A 17,949-nucleotide genomic window follows, 5' to 3' on the forward strand; every position below is an offset into this window, starting at 1 on the left:
TCCGACGACACTACCGGCCAGCCACCGCAGCCTGGCCACGCGGTGCGCCGGGTCAGCTGCGCCGGTAGCCCAACCGGCCAACGGCGGCCGGGTCGTCCTCGATCTCGGCGACCCCGTCGAAGACCGCATCGGCCGGGTAGACCAGCAGCGGCACGCCAGCCACCACCTGGATGGTGACGTCAACCGTCTGACCGGGGTCGGTGGTGTAGCAGCGCATGTCGAAGAACTCCCCCAACGGCTTGCCAGAGGTCACGGCGTCGTTGAGGTAGCTCACGAGAGCGTCAGCGAAGCGGTCCGAGACGGTGAAGCTTCTGCCGTAGTAGTCAATGCGTTTCATGTCTGGAACTCTACCGAGCCTCGCTGCCACCAGTGAAGGCCGCCCCGACAGGAGCGGCCGTCACCGGCATTTCAGGCAGCCGGCCCGAACGGTCTACGGCTGGAGGAGGCCGTTACGGCGACGACGAACCGCCAGGAACACCCCGCCCGCAGCCAGCAGCAGCGCGGCTGCGCCCACCAGCGGGCCGACCTGTGCGCCGGTGGCTGCGAGAACGCCGCCGATGGCCGAGGCGACGCCTGCCGCCACAGTTTTTGTGGGACCGGCACCTGAGACCGCTCCGGCCGGCGGATCAACAGTCGGCGCCGGGGTCACGCCGGCCGCGGCGACGGTGAGCGTGGCCGACGCGGAGACGCCGGTCTGGGCACCGGTGAGGGTGACGGTGTACCGGCCCGGGGCGGTCGGCGCGGTGCCGGTGAACACGGCCTGACCATCGATCACGTCGGCGACGCCCAGCGGGTCAACCGAAGCGGCGGTGCTCACCTCGCTGGTGGCGCGCCAGTTGGCGGCGAGCCCAGCGCCCGTCGCGGTGAAGTCCGCGCCGGGGGTGACAGCGGCCTTGTCGAGAGTGAGCGTGGCGGCGGCGCTGAGGGACCTGAGGTCAGTGTTCAGGGCGAGAGCGTTGGACGAGGTGAAGAATAGGTCCGTCTGGTCGGTGAGTCCGAGCACGTTGGCCGCGCCGGGGCCGTAACCGGCGATACGCACCTGGGATCCGGTGTGCTGCTGTGACTCGCCGGCTTCGGCGGTGCCGTAGCTCACGAGCATGGGCGAGCCCTCCTCGGTGGTCAGCGCGACGCTGAGTCCGGGCGGGGTGGATCCGACGATCTGGCTGGTGTGGGCGTGGTCGGCGGTCACCACGACGAGGGTGTTGCCGTCGGCTTTGGCGAAGGCGAGTGCAGACTGCACGGCCTCATCGAGGTCGACGGTCTCGCCGATCTGGCCGCAGGCATCCGCGGCGTGGTCGCGCTTGTCGATGCTGGCACCCTCGACCTGCAGGAAGAAGCCCTGCTCGCTGTCGGCGGACAACAGGTCGATGGCCTTGTCGGTCAGAGAGGCCAGGGACAGGCCGGTGTCCAGTCGTGCGGGGTTCGCTGTGCAGGAGACCGGGGCGAGGTCGGCACCACCGACGATGGCGTCCGGGCCGATCCAGCGGGTGGGGAAGTTGCCCGGGGTGAAGAGTCCGAGAACCGGGGCGCTCTGGTCGGCCGCGGCGACCGAGGCCAGGCCCGCTGCGTCGTTCACCAGCTGATAGCCGCGGTCGGTGGCCTGCTCGAAGAGAGTCTGCCCGGCCCAGTCACCGGCGGCGGCCCTCTCGTTGAAGGTGGCCGAACCGCCGCCGAGCACTACATCGGGGCGCAGGGTGAGCAGTTGCTCGGAAATGGAGCCCAACCCACCGTTCTCGAGAGCCTCCGAGGCACAGTTCGCCGTGGTCTTCACCGGTCCGTAGCAGCCGCGAGCGGAGATGTGGGCGACCTGCGCGCCCGGGGTGGCATCCTGGATTTCGGCAGTCGACACGTTGCCGGTGCGCAGCCCGTTGGCCTTGGCCAGTTCCAGCAGTGTCGACTGGGGGGTGCCGGCGATGTCGACCGAAAGCGCACCGTTGTTGGTCTTGGTGCCGGTTGACCAGCCGCTGGCGGTGGAGGCCGACTCCGACGCGTAGTTCGGGGTGCCGTCCTTGTTGAGCGCGTAGGTCGTGTACTGGCCGGTCAGCGGCAGCGCGTCGATTCCGGCGAACGCGCCGGCGGCGCCTTCGGCGTAGTTGCGGGCCACCGTGATCTCACTGTCGCCCATGCCGTCGCCGATCAGAAGAATGACGTTCTTGGCCGGCCCGTCGATGATCGATTCGCGGATGGCGGCGGTCTTGTCGGTGGTGTTGCGGGCAGCCCCGCCGTGGTCGTCGGTGGCAGCGTGTGCGCCGAGCGGAGCGAGGATGCTGGCGCCGGCGATGAGGCCGGTCGCTGCGACCATGAGCGCGCTGCGCCCTGGCCGTCGAATGGATGACTTGGACGCACGGTACACGGTGTTCCCCCTGGAATTAGTGTGTGGGTTGGCCCTGGACCCGGACCGACGCGACGAGGCTAACCGGGCAGCGCAGAGCGGTGGTGAACCTCCGGTGAACGGCAGGGACCCGTGGCGCGGGTCAGTGAAACACCGACCGGGCCACCGCCGTCACTTCCACGGGCAGGCCATCGGGCACGAACAGGGTGAGCACGGGCGGTCGCCACCAGGCCTGCAGAGTGATCGTGGCGCTCTGGCCGTCCGCCGTGTCGGCGCGGGCCAGCACCAGGCTGTCGATCCCCGGCTGTTCCGCGACGGCCAGGTACGCCGTCGCCGCGGCCCGGATCTCGCCGGTCGTCAGGGCCGCATGCAGTTCACCGGCCTCTATCGCGACCGAGTCGAGGGTGAACGATTCCGCCGCGGCGAGCGCCGCCCCATCCGCCAGTGTGAACAGCCTTTTGCGCTCGAGGTAGAGGCTCGTAGCGGCGACCACGATCAGCACCACCAGCAGCGCCAGAAAGCCGTAGAAGATGGTGAGCAGCAGGGTTGAACCGTCCTCGCCCCGGGTGCTGCGGCCGGTGCCGACGCCGGTCCAGTGCGCCATCGGGGTCACCCCTCGTGCCAGAATCTGGACACCGTCTGGGTGGCCGACGCTTGCAGCGGGATGCTGCCGCCGTGCGACTGCGTGATGACGGCGGGAACCAAGGGCAGATGGACGACCACCCGCACCGTCACCGTCACCACGCTGCGACGGGACAGACACACGGCGGACCCCGGGCAGGTGATGCTCACCTCGGCGTCGGCCGCGTCGATGCCGTAGTCGGCGAGCCCCACCAGCACGGCACGCTCGGCGCGGGCCTCGGCGTCGCCGGCGGTGGGCGCCTGAACGTACACCCGGGCCGCCTGTCGGGCCGCACCCTCCACCGCGAACGCCCCGCCCTGCACCACGGACATCGTCAGAACCAGGTAGACCAGCGGCACCAGCAGGATCAGCCCGGCGGTGATGAACTCGAGCGAGGCTGACCCGCGCTCGCCGGTCGGCAGCCACCACCGGTCACTCAATTTCCAATCCCTCCACGGCCGCATGTCCCCTCACCTCCAGGCCACGGTCCACACCCAACAGACCGAACATCGGCAGCGGGGCCACCACCCGCACCTGCACACCGGTCTGCCCGGCGACATCGGCGTAGCTGGCCGTGACATCGGCGGCGTAGACCGGTCCGAGCGCCGCCGTGATCAGGTCGCGGCTGCGTGCGGCGCCCCGCTCGAGGCCGCTGTCGGCCAACGCGGCGTATCGGGCGCCTTCCGCTGCCGCATCCAGCACCGTGTTACGGATGTGCAGGGCGAGTGCGAGCTGCAGGACCGCCAACGTGAGAGCGGTGAGCAGCGCCGACACCATCACGAATTCGGCCACCGCCGTGCCACGCTCGGCGTCGCCGTGCGCACACCGCCACCTGCGGATCATGTCGGCATCAGGGCATCCGCTAGATGCCGCTGACCCGTTCGATGGCCTGCTCGAAGATGCCGCTGAGCGCGGGTCCGGCCAGACCCCAGATGATCATGACCAGCCCGGCTGTCATCAGGGTGATCAACACCCAGCCCGGTACGTCACCCCTCTCGTCGTGCAGCCCAATGCGGATACGGTTCTGTAACTGGGTGGTGAGGCTCACGGTGTCCTGCTTTCTCTCGGGTGATGCACGGATGGTGCGGGTCGATGCCGCTGGAACGGTGTTGGTCAACGACGTCTAAAAACCGGCCTGCAGCACGAACAAGCCGGGAAAGATCGCGAAAAGAATGGTCATCGGCAGGATCAGGAACACCAGCGGGCTCGTGTCTGGACTAAGATGTTGACCATGAGAGCTGGAATTTACGCCCGGATCAGCCAGGATTCTGCGGGCGAGAAGTTGGGTGTGGGTAGGCAGAAGAAGGACTGCACCAAGGAAGCCGCTGAGCGCGGATGGGACGTTGTCGAAGAGTACGTCGACAACGACGTCAGCGCGACAAGGTCGAAGGTGAGGCCTGAGTACGAGCGGATGCTCGCCGACGTGCGATCGGGGCACATCGAGGCGCTCGTGGTTTACAGCATCGACCGTCTCACTCGCAAACCGTCTGAGCTCGAGACCGTAATCAAATTTGCAGACGAGTACAGCTTGGCGCTAGCTACTGTTGCCGGTTTCATGGATCTTTCAACCCAAGAAGGTCGGATGATGGCACGTACGATGGGAGCCTTCGCCGCCTTTGAGACAGGAAAAATGGGGGTGCGGCTTCAGCGAAAGTTCTTGGAGAAGGCTGAACTCGGCGAACCGCACGGTTTTAGCCCATACGGATATACCCGCATCCTGCCTGTCGGCACTGACGGTCAACCGACTGGAAGGGTAAAGCGTGACGTGATCCACCCCGAGCACGGTGATGTGGTACGCGAGGCCGCGCGCCGAACTCTTTCTGGCGAATCTCTCCGTTCGATCGTCACCGACTACAACAAGCGCAGCATCCACGGGCCAAAGGCCAAGCAGTGGAACTCGACGATCCTCCGGCAGATACTCCTGCGGCCGACGAACGCGGGGCTACGCCAATACCAAGGCAAGGTGCTCGGGCTGTCAACGACCCAGCCGTTGTATGACGTGCCGACGCATGACCGTCTGGTGGCACTACTGAACGATCCCAGCCGTAAGAGCAATTTCTCCGGGTCCAGCTTCAAGTACCTGCTCAGCGGCCTCGCCATTTGCGGTTTGTGCGGCGGTCCGATGCGCCGCCAGATCGGGCGCACAGTCGTGAGCAAGACGACCGGAGCCACCAAACGCCAGCCGGCATCGTACAGCTGCGCAGCCTGCTACAAGGTGCGCCGCAACCAGGAGGCCGTCGACGAGCTGGTCGTCGAACTTGTGATTGCTCGGCTCTCTCAGGAGGATGCGGCGGGCCTCTACAAGACCGGCGACAGCGAGAAGGCGAAAGATGCACAGGTCGCGATCGAGGCGGCCGACGCGAAGCTTGCGCGAGCCGCCGACGACTTCGCCGAAGACGCGGTGACACACGCGCAGTTCAAGCGGATCACCGAAACCCTCCGCCGGAAGCGAGCGGATGCTGAGCGCGACCTCGATGGAGCCAGACCCCGCACACACCTAACGGCTCTAGCCGGAGGAGAGGTTAGGGCAAAGTGGATAGCTATGCCGATCGACGCACAGCGCGAAGTAATCACGGACCTGCTGGCTGTCACGATCATGCGCGCCGGGTCCGGTGCGCGGTTCGACCCGGATCTAGTAGTGGTCAAATGGCGGGAGCTCAGCTAGGGAGACCGCCATTTACCGCACGGATGGAATGCCCACGCTTGCCCGACTTGCGGTCGCTCTTCTCCTTACTGGTCGGCCTCTTGCCGCCCGAGCACCAGTCCATCCGGCCATAGAAGAAATGCGAGGCGAAGCGGTTCTCTTCTGGTAGCCAGCTCTGCTGCAACGTGCAGGACGGGCATTCTCGCTTCTGGGGTGTCATAGCCGCAGCCTAGCTGGCGAGCGCCCTATAGACCGAGGCCCGGCTCACGCCAAGCTCGTCGGCGATCGTCTGGGCGCCCTGACCCTTAGCCCGGAGTGTCTGGGCAAACTCGATTTTCGCTGGTGATAACGCACGCGGCCGGCCGCCAACACGGCCGCGTGCCTTCGCCGCGGCGAGGCCAGCGACAGTGCGCTCACGGATCGTGTCACGCTCCAGCTCGGCGAACGCCGCGATGATTGTAATCATGGCGCGTCCCATCGGGCCAGCCGAATCGAGGCCCTCGGTGATCGACCGAAAACCCACACCGCGTTCGGCGAGCGTTGCGAGCAGAGTGAGGGTATGGCGTGTGTTCCGGCCGAAGCGGTCGAGCTTCCAGACGACCACGACATCGCCGTCCCGGACGTACTTGAGCAGCGCGTCGAGTTGAGGGCGGTTGGCAAGTGAACCTGACACTCCTAGGTCGGAGTAGATCTTCGTGACGCCGGCCGCTTCTAGAGCGTCGGATTGCAGAGCCGGATTCTGTTCGGAGGTGCTAACCCGGATGTACCCGATGTTCGCCATTCGATGCTCCAGAAAGGTAGCCCGCAGGTTCTGAGACGAAACGGTTTCGGTCACGGGTTCTGAGACACCATGCGCGGTACCTCTGACACGGGCTACCGATTTCTCAGAATCGACCGTTATTGGAACGCCCGCGCATGTACTCACCATGCCCACCGAACCGGACCTCAGCACCTTCTCCACTTTTCTCATTACGACCAGCACCGACCCAATCACCTTCTTCCGGAGCCGGACTACCGCTTACTCCGAAGCCTCCATTGGTGACACCACCCCGAGGACAGCATCGGTCGGATGCGCCTTCGAGTTAAATGAACCGGCAGTCGTCCAGTGGGCCGGTGGCGGCAGCTACACCGGCGGCCGTGTCCTCTCCGTCGCGCAGGTAGCCGACTCGGTATTCGTGCCGGTGCCATGACAGGTGATGGGCTGGGACCTGAACGGGTGGACTTGGCCTCGCCACGGGGTTTCGAGTACCTCGCGGTCACCCAGCTCGAGATCCTAAAAATACGGCTGCACCGTGACGGCGCGATCACCGGAGGCATCCAGCGATCACGCGCCGGCATCCTTGGACCGCACCAGAACTACATCGGCCACATCCTTCCGCTCGTCATATTCGAGATGGTGGTCGGCGAGGTCGACTGGTTGACGGCTGAGGACCTCAGGCTGGACGACTAAACATTCTTCTGCTCGATCTCCATCAGCCGCACCATGTACGGCTCGACCAGCGCGACATAGGACGACCGCAACAGGTGCGACGGTTCAACTGGCATCTCATTGACGGCCTCCGCGAACTCCGAGCCGGTCATGAACCCGCCGGCCTTTACCAGGCTTCGGCCGGCTTGAGCAATCAGCTCAGCGTTCGCATCGGCAAAGGCGAAAGCCCAGATGAGACCGGCGAACCCCGTACCCTGTCGGACGTTGTGGATGTCGTGCGCGTCCTCATCGTCGGCAGCGCAATCCCAATAGTCCATGATGTCACACAGCGCCTCGTCTCCGTTGTGCTGGCGGTGCCAGTTCAAGTCCATGACCTGTCCGGCAAGAGCGACACGTGCGGCAACGTCGTTGCTGATCATGCGCGGCGGCGGTTGGACCAGGCCGGTTCCGGCGTCGTCCAAGGTGATGTGGTCGAAGCTCAGGCCGTGCACCATATAGGCGAGGGCATGAGCCGCCTCGTGCTCTGAGCCAATCCGGTAGTTCTCGGCGGCCAGGTAAGCCGGTGTCATCGTCGTGGTGTCCATCGTCAGTCTCCCCTAATCCCCGACGCCTACGCTGCGGTGATCGTGTAGTTGATGCCGCCGGCGTCGCCGGGCACGGTGACCGTCTTGTAATCGAGGGTGTCCAGGAAGAACCAGGCACACATAACCGGCAGCATGTAGACGCCGTCGGTGCGGTCGCGGCCGGAAGCGTCCAGGTCGGCTTTGAGCTCGCGGGCCGTGTACGTGGTGGCGCGGCCGTCTACGGTCACGGTGACCAGGGAATGCGGCAGTGTGACGCCGTGGTCGGTGAACGTGATCCGGTCGACTTCGGCCACTGTCACCGGGTAGTGAAGCTGCCCGTCCGCGTCGCACTCCCCCACCTCTACGCTCAACTCGCTTGCCTCAGCCCAAGCAAGGACCGCGGCGTCAACAGCCACTGCAGCGTCAGCTCCGAAGCCGGCTGCGAAGTCAAGGTCAACATCTTCCTGAGCCAGCCGGCCGTAGAAGATGGCCTCCAGCTCGTCGAACGCCAGCTCGGCAAGTGACACCGGCGCCTGGCCGGCGCCTTCGCACCACAGCTCGACGGTCGAACCGGGTGTCACCTTCGCGGTGCTGAACGATGCGACCAGTTCGGCAGAGCCGATGGAAGAGATCTGGTCGAGGATCGCGGCGTGGACCGTAGCGGTGACTGTGAGGTTGAGGATGTTCATTTGGTTCCTTCTGTTTTCTGGTGGTGAACCGGCCGTATGACTGGTTCGACACATAGAAGTGGCCGCATGCGCAAAAATCGGGCTATTTCCGGAAAATACTTTGAGAATCTTTTCTAGGCACAAGAAAGCCCCGCGCACCTAACTGGTACGCGGGGCTTAGTTGGACCGTTACGCCCGTGTGGCCGTGTACTCGCGGCGTGTGAACTCGCGGCCTTCGTAGCTGTCGACCCCGTCATCTGCGCTGGCGTTCTCCAGGACCCAGCCGAGCTTGGCAGCGGCGGCCGCTGCCACCTGGTCGAGGGTGGCTTCGTCGTGGTCACCGGCCGGCCATTCGACTTCGAGCTCGGCGTCTGCATCATTGACCGTCAGCACGATCGTGCCGAAGAATCGGTACGTCTCGGCTTCCTGGTCGCTGATGCTTTCGGCGCTGATGAATGCGGTGGTGGTGGTGGTGGTGGTGGTGGTGTTCGACATTTTTATTCCTAGTTGTTCGTAGTTGTCTGAGAGGCCTTCTGACCTTCACCACATAGAAGTGGCCGCTTGCGCAAAAATGGGGGTGTTTTGGGAAAATACTTTGAAAATCTTTTCAGGGCGGCTCGGATCTCGGTTAGATGATCCGAGCCGCCCCTCAGATCAGCGGCGGCCGTCGACTAGAGCTCGCGCGACGGTCGCCGCGGACCAAACGGCTGATACTGGCGGGATCGAGGCGTAGTCCGCTGCCTTCTCGGCGTAGGTGCCGGTTGGCTTGAAGAAATCGGCGTCCTGCATGATGCCCATCAGGCGCGAGCCTTGAGCTGAGCGAGCGCGAAGGCGACCCGGGTTTGCGCGCTGCCGAAGTTTGCGACTGTGAAGTGGTTGCTGCTGCTGTTGTTCGTGGTGTTCATTTTCTTCCCCTCCAAGGAAAGTGAGTGGTGCAGGTGGTTGGTGTGGGTTTGTGGTTCTACTTGGAGAGCAGGCGCTCAATCAACGCGGTCTGCGCAGCCAAGTGGAAGCTCAGGCGGATCGTGGTCCGTGTTGCGGCATCGAAGCCAGCAAGCTCTGCCGCGTAACGGCTGGCAGCCGCGTCAACTCCGGCGAGAGCCGGGAAGAGCGAGACGAGAGCCTCTTCGACGGACTCGGCGGTGGTCAGGTCGAGCGGGGTGGTGGTGGTGGTGGTCTCAGGCATTTGGATCTCTTTTCTCCGGCCACTCAGCCGGTGGTGGTGCGTGGTTGGTGGTTTGTGGTTAGTTGAGCTCGAAGGCGCGTTCGCGGTTCTCGGGAGACTCGCCTTCAAGGTCAAGGCGAGAACGGAGGTCGGAGTGGTCGGCGGCTTCGGACGTCAGCGTCCAAGAAAGGTTGTTGACACCTCGCTGCGGTGCGTAGAAAACGTCAAGTCCGAACAGGTCGCCGATGCCGTATACGATCAGGTTGAGTGCGTCGTAGACAGCGGTGAGGCTGAACTCCCCGTCGATGAAATCGTCAGAAGTGACCTGGGCTTTGCACCCCACCCGGCTTCCGACCACACCGATCCGGATCATGCCAACCTGGCGGTTGGCACCATGGACCAGGGAGACCTTGGCGCAGAGCGTTACAGGAGTGCCTGTGGCTGTTCTCGCCGCGACATCGTTCTCGACAGCTTCAAGCCTTTCGGCGGAGATGATTTCGTGGTTCATGTTCTGTTCCTTCTGCTTCGTTTGCGAGGAAGACGGTCGCTGCCTCAGGTAGTAGTGGAGGAAATGGCTGCCCAAACGCAACATCACGCAAAGATTTCTTTGAGAATCGGCTCCAGAGCTGACAGGGCACGCTGGCGGTTGGCACGGACTGCCTGCTCGGATACTTGAAGGATTTTGGCCGCTTCACCGGACGTCAAGTCGGCGTCGATGACCAGGGCAAGAACCTGCTGAGCCCGGACGCTGAGGCTCTTGACCGCAGCCTGGACGCTCAGCTTCTCCTCGACTGACAGGCCGGCCTCAGGCGCACCGATGCGATCGCGAAGTGGTGCGGTTTCGGAGTCGGCACTGTCGTTGTCGAGGGATATGCTCTTGGACCAGGAAGCGGCGGCCGCTTTCGTGGCTTCGGAGCCACGCTGATTTGAAGCCACCATGTCGGGTGGGACGGAAGCGTGCTCGTGCATTTCCGACGCATACTCACGAATGGCGCCGGCAATGTCGTGTTTGGCGTAGCTGACGAACGCGCCTTTCTCTGGTGCGAAAGTTAGTGCTGCCGCCACTGCTCCTAACTGGGCGGCTTGGAGCAGGTCATCCCAGACCAGCTGCGGGTTAGCTGCCGCCCAGTTGGCGGCGATCCTCTTCATGGAACCCTCAGCGAAAGAAGCCAGCTCCCAGGCTGCCGGCGGGATAGCTGATGCCGGCTCGCGGCCTCCATCAGTGCGTGCGGTGTTGCGGTCTTCACGAGCTGAGCGCTGTTTGGCCGTCTCGAAAGGGCCAGCGGCCTGAATTCGTACGGAGAGCTCCACTGCATGCTCTGCGGTGAGGATTGTGTTCGACATTGCTTGTCCCTTTGAGCCGGGGTTGACGGCTTCAGAAGGGAGACATGCGGCGAAACACGGGGTTGAGAGCTTGAGAAAGACTTAAAAAGGGACGAAAAACCGCCAATATCAGAAATCACCCCTGTACTGGGGGTAACATTTGCGGAGACTGGTGGCGGTTAGACGGTGCCACTACCAAAAAGGCATGCGGCAACGAAAAAAACGGCCTGTCTACTGGTGATGTAGACAGGCCGTTCGTGTGTTGCTGCTCTAGAAGTTCTGCTCTGCTTCCGGGCCCTGCATCGCCATTAGGGCTGTGCCAGGTAGATCCAACAGGTCGGCGGCAACGACATAGCCACGCTTGCGGTTCAGCCCGAGCGGGACAGGGCTCTTGCCTCCCGGCTCAGTGCCGGAAACGACAACCGACGAGAACCCCGCGTCGACCTGGCCCATCGGTACAGTGGCAACAGTCGTGAACCTTTTCAGGTCCTTGAGCGCGGCGCTGTAGATGAGGACGTACTTCCCATCCATCGAGATGAGACCGGCGGCCGTCCTGGACGGGACCGTCTCGAGGAGGCCGAAGTGATCGGGCCGAACGGTCCAGCCGAGACGACGGGCCTCATCGACAACCGGAACGCCACCGTTGGCAAGCTCGAGGTACACGGATCCTGCGGCGATCGCGTCACGGACAGCACGAACCAAGGTGCTGGCTGGGTTCGTGCTCCGGGCCCGCTCTCCCGAAGACTCGGCTAGGCGGGCAACCACCACGTTGACGTCTGCCATCTTCGGCAGAAGTTCGGCGATACCTGCCTCCTCAGCGAATTCCAAGAACCGCGCCCAGCCTGTGGCGATCACTACAGCCGTCTCAGCCGATCGGCCACCGGTCTTAGGCATCAACGAAGCCTTGAGCTCGTCGTTGGCGGTGGTCCAGCCCGACAGACCGCGAGGGAGTTTGTCAATCTTCCGGGCGAGCCATGAGATGTACGCACCGAACAATCGGTTGGCGGCTGCTGGGCTGGTCTTCCTCCACTGGTCGATAGGCGCATCACCCATCGGAAGCATCGCGATGTCGCCACGGCCTTCCTCCAGCGCGATGGACACGACTCGGGAGGCGATCCCCTGCTCCTCGCTGAGGGCCTCGCCGGAGACAATTGACGTCGTCGACGCGTCTGAGGAGCCTCGGAGGCCACCGTTCTGAGTTCCCTTGGCCTCGCCTGAAACTGCGGTATACGAGGCTTGCAGAACCCTGGCCAGCGCAGCCTTGACGCGCGCGGCGTCCGACGGAGTCTCCGGAACCCGGTAGTCATCCCAGAACCCAGTGGCCGAGGAGAGGTACGAGGAGAGGACGCCGCAGCCGGCCGCTGACGATGAGATCAGGGTGCCGCCCGTCCATCCCGCACGCCAGGCCGGCGTGAGGAATGACTGCGTCGCACTCAGCAGGAGCGTCTTCCCCATGTCCGGCGGGCTCGCGATCATCAGTGTGGCCCGGCGGCTAAGGCTGAGCGGGGCGCTCGCCATCATGCCGAACCCAGCCAGAGCAACGGGCGCTTCGGCATTCGGGCTGAGCTGAATGAAACTGGCCAGCGCCAGCGCACCTTCACGAAGCTCGGCAGGGGTCGTGGCAATTTCGCGCCACCCGTGCGCTTCGTGCGTCGGGGTCAGCGCATCGATATCTGATTTTGCCGGCACACCGACCGCGAGACCTTCAACGGGGCCCCGCCCGTTGACCGAGCCGCCGGGTGCAGCGTATGTGACACCGGTGCGAACCCCCGTCTCACCTGCCAGCCAGCCCATCGTCGTCAGCTCCTGGATCCGTGTAGCGGTGTCGTCGGAGCCGAGCTCACGCAGCACGTTGGAGAGATGCTCCTTCTTGGTGCTGCCGATCGGCAGAGCCACCCCCATGTCGAGGCGCTGAACTACGGCGGACGGGCTGGTTGCATCCTCCGGCGAGAAGCCTTGCGCAGAATGGACAACGCGATCGGCTCGTGCAATCGTGACGGTGACCGTCCTGTCACCGCTTTCAACCGGGACACCATTCTTAATTGCGGCGCGAGACACGACCATTGATCGCCACGGTACCCAGTTGCAGATCTGGCGCGCCTTCCATACCTCATTGCCCTGATCGTCGACGGTCTTGACGGTCTCGTAGACTCCGTGCCCGTCCTTCCACAGGCGAACCTCGACATTGTTGGAAAGCTTGAAGATCGACGGAGTCTGCGTCTCCATGGCCGCGGCAACGGTCAGCTCCACCTTTGCCGGCAGGCGGGGAAGGCTTGACGCTGGACGGGCTGTCGGGGTTTCCGGTGGAAGCACGATGACTGTGCCGGCCTGAGTGGGCTTGGTCCTTGCGGTGGCAAGTAGAGCATCGAGGGTGGCCTGGTCGCCGGCTGCGGTTGGCGGGTAGATCACGAGCGGTTCCGGCGCCACGGTGGGAACGGCTGCGGTGGGCAGGTCGCCGTACTCCGGGTCGTACGGCGGCTGGTCGGAGTATGGAATGCCATCATACGAGGCGGGTGCGTGGGCTGCCGGAGCTGCTGCTGCTGCTGCTGCTGCTGCTGCTGGGATGAGCTGACTCATGGATGGTATAGGTGTGACCACACCGAATGCTGCAGCGACCTCCGGGAGCATGGCGGCAAGCACTGCATCAACCAGGTCAGAGTTGACCCACTCGCCGTCGAAAGGACGGATGAGTGCAGCTGCCTGCTTGTACCCGCCCACCGAATGTGCCAGGACGTCGAAGCTGCTGTGTGAGTGCGCGTCATCCTCGAGTCCGAAAGCAGCCTGGGCGGTCGAGGAGAAGAAGGTGACCCGCTGTACATCATCCGTTTCGAAGAAGCGACCCGAATCCCGGTCTGCAACATCACCGGCGGCGTCCGGCATGGAGACACCGGATCCGTGCAGCTCGGCTCCGAACACCTCCTGCAGGAAGCTATCGACAGGGAACGCGGCGGCGAACAGGTCACCAGGACGAGGTTCAGCGTTCGGGTCACGCGGAGCTGACGCAGCCGATGAACCTACGAACGTCCGGTTGCGAACAGCTGCTGCGGTCTTCACCGGGATAGGCGGGTAGATGTTCAGCAGATCCTGGTGGCTGTACATCGGACCGCTGGCTGAGACGAGCTCGACGTCCTTTAGTTGCTCACCCTTGGCGTTGACTGTGCCGGCCGGCCGGAGCACCTGCGTGAGCGCGGCAAGCGGGCCGGCGTCGATGTTACGTCCGTGGCTGGCTCCGAAAGCGAGCCAGAAAGCTTTGTGACGTGCGATGAGCTCTGCGCCTTCGGCGGTGTGCGGGTCGACTGGCGTTTCAAGCGCGAACCACCAGTGGAAGCCGCCGGACGAGTCCACGGAGACGGTCGGGGTTGGGACCTCGGTGAGCCACTCCGCCACCTCGGCGCGGGTGGGGTTGCCCGTTACCCGGTGCTCCCCGTCGTCCGTGTCAATGTCAACGACCAGCGCAACGAGCCCCAGCACATCGGCTTTCTTCCCCCGGCCGCCGACAGAAGCGGCGGCCGCGTCCATGATTCCGACTGAGACCCAAGCGTCTCCACCCTTGGCCGCCTCGCGCTCAATGAGCTTCCATGCAGCCTCGGCATCGCCAGGAGCGGCGAAGCCGGCGGTCCGAAAAACACTAGACCCGGCACTGCGCGCGCAAATGCTGATTACGGAGCCGGCAGGGTAGGACTCAGCGTGCCGAGCGTAGACGGCGGAGTGATGCGCCAGCCAGGCGGTCTTGTTCAAGTTGGTGGTGCTCATTTGGTGTGCCTCTCGGGCTACTGCATCGGTGCCGGCTATGACCGGGAGCTGATCTGCTCGTGAGGTAGTGGTGGAAGGCGCTGGTGTAACGCAACGTGTGCGGCGAAAACTTTTCCGCTCTGGCCAGAGATCACAGCGAAAATGGCCGATTGGCCAGCTCTGGCCACAGCCTGCCCAGAAGCAGATCGGCGCTATGACTGGGATGCGGGGGTGCTGAGGACAAAATGGCCGGAAGACGGAAATCGGAGAGAGATGCAGAGTAGGTGAGCAGTGGAGGCGTATAGAGGCAGAAAAGCTCAGAGATGCCTATCTATCTACATTTAACTGGTCATATATCTATTAATAGGTCTGCATCCCGGTCATAGAGCGGAACTGGCCCTGGGCAGCTCCTGGCCAATTGCTGGGCAGTGCCGGGCAGCATGGCCAGAACGTGGCCAGAGCCGCAGCTAGGTGATCCGCCACCAGCCGCCTCCGTTTTCGGCTTCACCCGCGCGCACGCGCGCGTGCCTATATATGCGACCGAATTCTCAGTACGTGTTGCGTTTCGAAGCCAACTTCCACCACTACCTCAGTGAGCACCTGCTCTACCCGTTCCGGGTCCGCGCCACCTGAGGAAGAACAATGGACATCAAGACAGCGAGACCAGTACCAACCACCAACCAGATCCACCCGGCACCAAAAGGTGTTGATCTCGACCAGGCGACTCACTCGCTCCTGATCATGCAGATGGCAGCCGGCAGCCGGATCACCGCAACTGACACTGCCAATGCCGTCGCCCGCACTGCCCGCAATACTCTTCTCACCGCGTACACCCCATGGATCACCGACCAAGCAACGTTCGGCCGGAAGGGCCTGCAGGGATCCGATGACCGTGCAGGTCAGGCGCTCATGGCATGCGTCGAGGTGATCGGCGGCTACGACCCGACCACAAACGTGCCTCTACACTCATACCTCCGCGCAGCCGCCGCCATTGACGGTGAGGCGGTCGCCGTAGCAGGGATGCCGGCTGACGAGCTCAATCAGAAGCAGCGGCGCTACGCAGTAAAAATGAAACTCCCGATCGCCCGGCCCACATCGTTGAGTACGCCGATCGGCGACGATGGTCTGACGATCGGCGACGTGCTTCCTGGTGTTGACTGCTGGCCTGGTGAGGAAGCTTCTGACGGCGAGAAGCAGTCAGTTGTGGCTGTTGAGCTGTCGAAGATTTCCGAGTTTCATCGGGGGCTACTGGTGGATCACTACGGGTTGGAAGGCGGCGCACCGCGCAGCGTGAAGGACCTGGCGCTGGCACGTGGGATGACCGTCCGTGCAGCCGCCAAAGCAGTAAAGCGAGCGGAAGCTGCCCTCGCGGCAGCGTCTCCCGCACTCCGCGGTTTCCTCGACAGCGCCGACCACGACGGGCAGGTCGCAGCGTAATGAAGACTTACATCTACAACCCGGACAAGACGTTCGAGCAGCACACCACCGACCGTGCACTGGCCGCGCTCAGCGCCACCGTAGGCGCCCTAACTCAGCCGGACGGCCGCCAGTCCTGCCTCATCACTCAGGTGCACGAGGCGGCCGGTGGTGCCTCCTCAGGTGATGCCACGGGCAGCAGCGCACCGCATCTCCGGTCACCCGCGAACGCCTCCGCACTCGACCTCTACCAGGCCATGGAGCGTGCCGGCCGAAGCGCAATGCAGCAGGTGACGGGCGAAGCACAACCGCGCTCCCTCGACCCGCAGACCGCGCTCACCACCTGGCTCACCTGGATTAGCAATCAAGCGACCACCGGTGCCATAACGGGCGACGACCTGGACTTCATGACGGGCAGTCTCCGTGGTCTTGTGAACCGGTCCCACTACCTGCTGGCACCGCCGCGGCGGATCGAGGTTTGCGTGCGCTGCCCAAGCTGTGACGAGCTCCGCCAGGCAAGCAACGGTTACCTGCTGGGTGCGACGCTGCCAGAGGGTCGGCCGCCACTCATCGACTGTGCCGGGTGTGGGGCTGAGTGGAAGGGCCTTGAAGGTTGGGCACGCCTCGCACACGAAGCAGGTTTCGTACTTCCGCTTGACCTCGGCCTGCTGTTGCTAGCTGCTGCGTAGCTTGTGAATAGGCGGAGGGAATACACACTCCCTTCGCCAGTACCGCTAGGCCTTTTCTCCCTTCACGCAACGGGTGAAGCATCAATAAGCCGATCATCGAGAATTTTGAACTATTTTCACCTGCCATGGGCCATTTCCAAAAACCTGACGCATGGAGTAATTGCGGCCGGTTCACCATGTGAACTTCCAGCCGCACTACGCTCTGGAGGGGGCAGCGACATGTACGAAAACCTTTCTACTTCACCCGGCCAACGCAACAAGGCCGCAGGCAAGGCCGCAGGCAAAATCGAGGCTTACATCGATTCGATCGATGCCAAGTCAGCTGCCCGGCTGCGTGCCTACATGGCAGACCCGGCCACACCGGTACTCGCCATCCGCGACGCGCTCCTTGCGAACGGGTTCAGCGCCGGCCTGACCACGATCTGGCAGCACCGACACGACGCCGCACTTCCAATCCGGAAGGCGGCGTAAGTGTACGAGATCATCGGCAAGGCTGCACGTCAGGTGAAAATCCTGACCTTCGACATCGAGACCCGCCCGAACCTCGCGTACACGTGGGGTCTCTGGGATCAGAACATCTCGCTCGCCCAGCTGGTCGAACCCGGCTCCGTGTTCGCGTTCGCAGCCAAGTGGTACGACGAGCGAAAGATTCGCTTCCACTCCGATCACACCGACGGCCATGCCGCCATGGTGCTGGCCGCCTGGCAGCTGCTAGACGAAGCCGACATCGTGGTGCACTACAACGGCAAGAACTTCGACGTCAAGCACCTCAACCGCGAGTTCGTTCTCGCCGGCCTGACACCGCCCAGCCCGTACAAGCAGGTCGACCTGCTGCAGGTCGCCCGCAGCCAGTTCAGGTTCCAGAGCAACAAGCTCGACCACGTTGCATCCCAGCTCGGCCTCGGTGGCAAAACATCACACACCGGGTTCCAGCTCTGGATTGATTGCATGGCCGGCGACGCCAAAGCGTGGCGCCTCATGGAGCGGTACAACCGCCAGGACGTGAGGCTGACCGAAGCGCTCTACGACCGGCTCCGCCCCTGGATCAGGAGTCACCCGCACATCGGCATGTGGACCGGTAAGCCGGATGCCTGCCCCGGCTGTGGGCAGGTCGGCCCGCACGAGTACACAGGCCTCTACCGGACACTCCACCAGGCGTACGACTGGTACAAGTGCCGCAACTGCGGGACGGCGATCCGCGGCACCACGAAGCTGCACGATCCGATCAAGAACCGCCAGGCCGCATAGGCCACCAGCCCACCGCATCGCCACCCTACGTGTCAGGGTGAGTTGAGGCCAGTAGCTCAGAGCAAGTCCGCCGTTTGACGTAGGGCGAGAATCAGGAAGTCCCACCATGTCCAGCCCA

22 protein-coding genes are annotated in these 17,949 nt (G+C 63.8%); 6 read left to right on the forward strand and 16 right to left on the reverse strand.

Translation table 11 applies throughout. The annotated features are described in order from the left end of the window. Positions 1-52: 52 nt before the first annotated feature. The 6 genes from RCH12_RS13455 to RCH12_RS13480 all read right to left on the reverse strand — a co-directional run bounded on the left by RCH12_RS13455 (position 53) and on the right by RCH12_RS13480 (position 4,002). On the reverse strand, positions 53-337 hold the full coding sequence (locus tag RCH12_RS13455) for a hypothetical protein (protein WP_103432559.1): 285 nt from the start codon (positions 335-337) through the stop codon (positions 53-55). Between the two features lie 93 nt (positions 338-430). Continuing rightward, on the reverse strand, positions 431-2,302 hold the full coding sequence (phoA, locus tag RCH12_RS13460) for an alkaline phosphatase (RefSeq protein WP_327017184.1): 1,872 nt from the start codon (positions 2,300-2,302) through the stop codon (positions 431-433). A gap of 172 nt (positions 2,303-2,474) precedes the next feature. Beyond that, on the reverse strand, positions 2,475-2,936 hold the full coding sequence (locus RCH12_RS13465; protein WP_327017185.1) for a pilus assembly protein TadG-related protein: 462 nt from the start codon (positions 2,934-2,936) through the stop codon (positions 2,475-2,477). Positions 2,937-2,941: 5 nt separating this feature from the next. Beyond that, the gene (locus RCH12_RS13470) at positions 2,942-3,394 is read right to left on the reverse strand and encodes a hypothetical protein (RefSeq protein ID WP_327017186.1); all 453 of its coding nucleotides are present in this window, start codon (positions 3,392-3,394) and stop codon (positions 2,942-2,944) included. Next, positions 3,387-3,797: a TadE/TadG family type IV pilus assembly protein gene (locus tag RCH12_RS13475; protein WP_103432563.1), complete on the reverse strand. Its 411-nt coding sequence runs from the start codon at positions 3,795-3,797 to the stop codon at positions 3,387-3,389. Before RCH12_RS13475 ends, RCH12_RS13470 begins: the two co-directional genes overlap by 8 nt. A 19-nt stretch (positions 3,798-3,816) precedes the next feature. Continuing rightward, positions 3,817-4,002: a hypothetical protein gene (locus RCH12_RS13480; protein WP_103432626.1), complete on the reverse strand. Its 186-nt coding sequence runs from the start codon at positions 4,000-4,002 to the stop codon at positions 3,817-3,819. 183 nt (positions 4,003-4,185) lie between these two features. On the opposite strand from RCH12_RS13480, the gene RCH12_RS13485 reads away from it, so the two are divergent. Continuing rightward, positions 4,186-5,619, forward strand: coding sequence for a recombinase family protein (locus RCH12_RS13485; RefSeq protein ID WP_327017187.1), 1,434 nt, complete (start codon positions 4,186-4,188; stop codon positions 5,617-5,619). Here the strand turns inward: RCH12_RS13485 and RCH12_RS13490 are convergent. Then, positions 5,612-5,818, reverse strand: coding sequence for a hypothetical protein (locus RCH12_RS13490; RefSeq protein WP_327017188.1), 207 nt, complete (start codon positions 5,816-5,818; stop codon positions 5,612-5,614). The genes RCH12_RS13485 and RCH12_RS13490 overlap by 8 nt on opposite strands. A gap of 9 nt (positions 5,819-5,827) precedes the next feature. Then, on the reverse strand, positions 5,828-6,433 hold the full coding sequence (locus tag RCH12_RS13495; protein ID WP_327017189.1) for a recombinase family protein: 606 nt from the start codon (positions 6,431-6,433) through the stop codon (positions 5,828-5,830). 387 nt (positions 6,434-6,820) lie between these two features. On the opposite strand from RCH12_RS13495, the gene RCH12_RS13500 reads away from it, so the two are divergent. After that, positions 6,821-7,048: a hypothetical protein gene (locus RCH12_RS13500; RefSeq protein WP_327017190.1), complete on the forward strand. Its 228-nt coding sequence runs from the start codon at positions 6,821-6,823 to the stop codon at positions 7,046-7,048. Here the strand turns inward: RCH12_RS13500 and RCH12_RS13505 are convergent. From RCH12_RS13505 to RCH12_RS13540, 8 genes are all read right to left on the reverse strand, one after another. Then, complete coding sequence (locus RCH12_RS13505; protein ID WP_327017191.1) at positions 7,045-7,611, reverse strand: hypothetical protein; 567 nt, start codon at positions 7,609-7,611, stop codon at positions 7,045-7,047. The two genes, RCH12_RS13500 and RCH12_RS13505, sit on opposite strands and share 4 nt — an antisense overlap. A gap of 26 nt (positions 7,612-7,637) precedes the next feature. Continuing rightward, the gene (locus RCH12_RS13510) at positions 7,638-8,279 is read right to left on the reverse strand and encodes a hypothetical protein (protein WP_327017192.1); all 642 of its coding nucleotides are present in this window, start codon (positions 8,277-8,279) and stop codon (positions 7,638-7,640) included. Positions 8,280-8,447: 168 nt separating this feature from the next. Then, positions 8,448-8,753, reverse strand: coding sequence for a hypothetical protein (locus RCH12_RS13515; protein ID WP_327017193.1), 306 nt, complete (start codon positions 8,751-8,753; stop codon positions 8,448-8,450). Between the two features lie 159 nt (positions 8,754-8,912). Further along, positions 8,913-9,056: a hypothetical protein gene (locus RCH12_RS13520; protein WP_327017194.1), complete on the reverse strand. Its 144-nt coding sequence runs from the start codon at positions 9,054-9,056 to the stop codon at positions 8,913-8,915. Between the two features lie 163 nt (positions 9,057-9,219). Further along, positions 9,220-9,444 (reverse strand): hypothetical protein, encoded by a 225-nt coding sequence (locus RCH12_RS13525; protein WP_327017195.1) that lies wholly within the window; start codon positions 9,442-9,444, stop codon positions 9,220-9,222. A gap of 58 nt (positions 9,445-9,502) precedes the next feature. Further along, a complete protein-coding gene (locus RCH12_RS13530; protein WP_327017196.1) occupies positions 9,503-9,931 on the reverse strand; it encodes a hypothetical protein in 429 nt (142 codons plus the stop codon). An 83-nt stretch (positions 9,932-10,014) separates the two neighbouring features. After that, entirely contained in the window at positions 10,015-10,767 is a 753-nt protein-coding gene (locus RCH12_RS13535; RefSeq protein WP_327017197.1) for an RNA polymerase sigma factor, read from the reverse strand. A 249-nt stretch (positions 10,768-11,016) separates the two neighbouring features. Further along, on the reverse strand, positions 11,017-14,499 hold the full coding sequence (locus tag RCH12_RS13540; protein WP_327017198.1) for a hypothetical protein: 3,483 nt from the start codon (positions 14,497-14,499) through the stop codon (positions 11,017-11,019). Between the two features lie 621 nt (positions 14,500-15,120). Here RCH12_RS13540 and RCH12_RS13545 point away from each other — a divergent pair. The 4 genes from RCH12_RS13545 to RCH12_RS13560 all read left to right on the forward strand — a co-directional run bounded on the left by RCH12_RS13545 (position 15,121) and on the right by RCH12_RS13560 (position 17,831). Beyond that, positions 15,121-15,915 (forward strand): hypothetical protein, encoded by a 795-nt coding sequence (locus RCH12_RS13545; protein WP_327017199.1) that lies wholly within the window; start codon positions 15,121-15,123, stop codon positions 15,913-15,915. Beyond that, a complete protein-coding gene (locus RCH12_RS13550; RefSeq protein WP_327017200.1) occupies positions 15,915-16,583 on the forward strand; it encodes a hypothetical protein in 669 nt (222 codons plus the stop codon). The genes RCH12_RS13545 and RCH12_RS13550 overlap by 1 nt, the downstream gene beginning before the upstream one ends. A gap of 219 nt (positions 16,584-16,802) precedes the next feature. Beyond that, positions 16,803-17,054, forward strand: coding sequence for a hypothetical protein (locus tag RCH12_RS13555; protein ID WP_327017201.1), 252 nt, complete (start codon positions 16,803-16,805; stop codon positions 17,052-17,054). Continuing rightward, the gene (locus RCH12_RS13560) at positions 17,055-17,831 is read left to right on the forward strand and encodes a ribonuclease H-like domain-containing protein (RefSeq protein ID WP_327017202.1); all 777 of its coding nucleotides are present in this window, start codon (positions 17,055-17,057) and stop codon (positions 17,829-17,831) included. Positions 17,832-17,949: the final 118 nt, after the last annotated feature.

The organism is Cryobacterium sp. MP_3.1 (genome assembly GCF_035984795.1).
In the GTDB taxonomy this organism is placed as follows: Bacteria; Actinomycetota; Actinomycetes; order Actinomycetales; family Microbacteriaceae; genus Cryobacterium; species Cryobacterium zongtaii.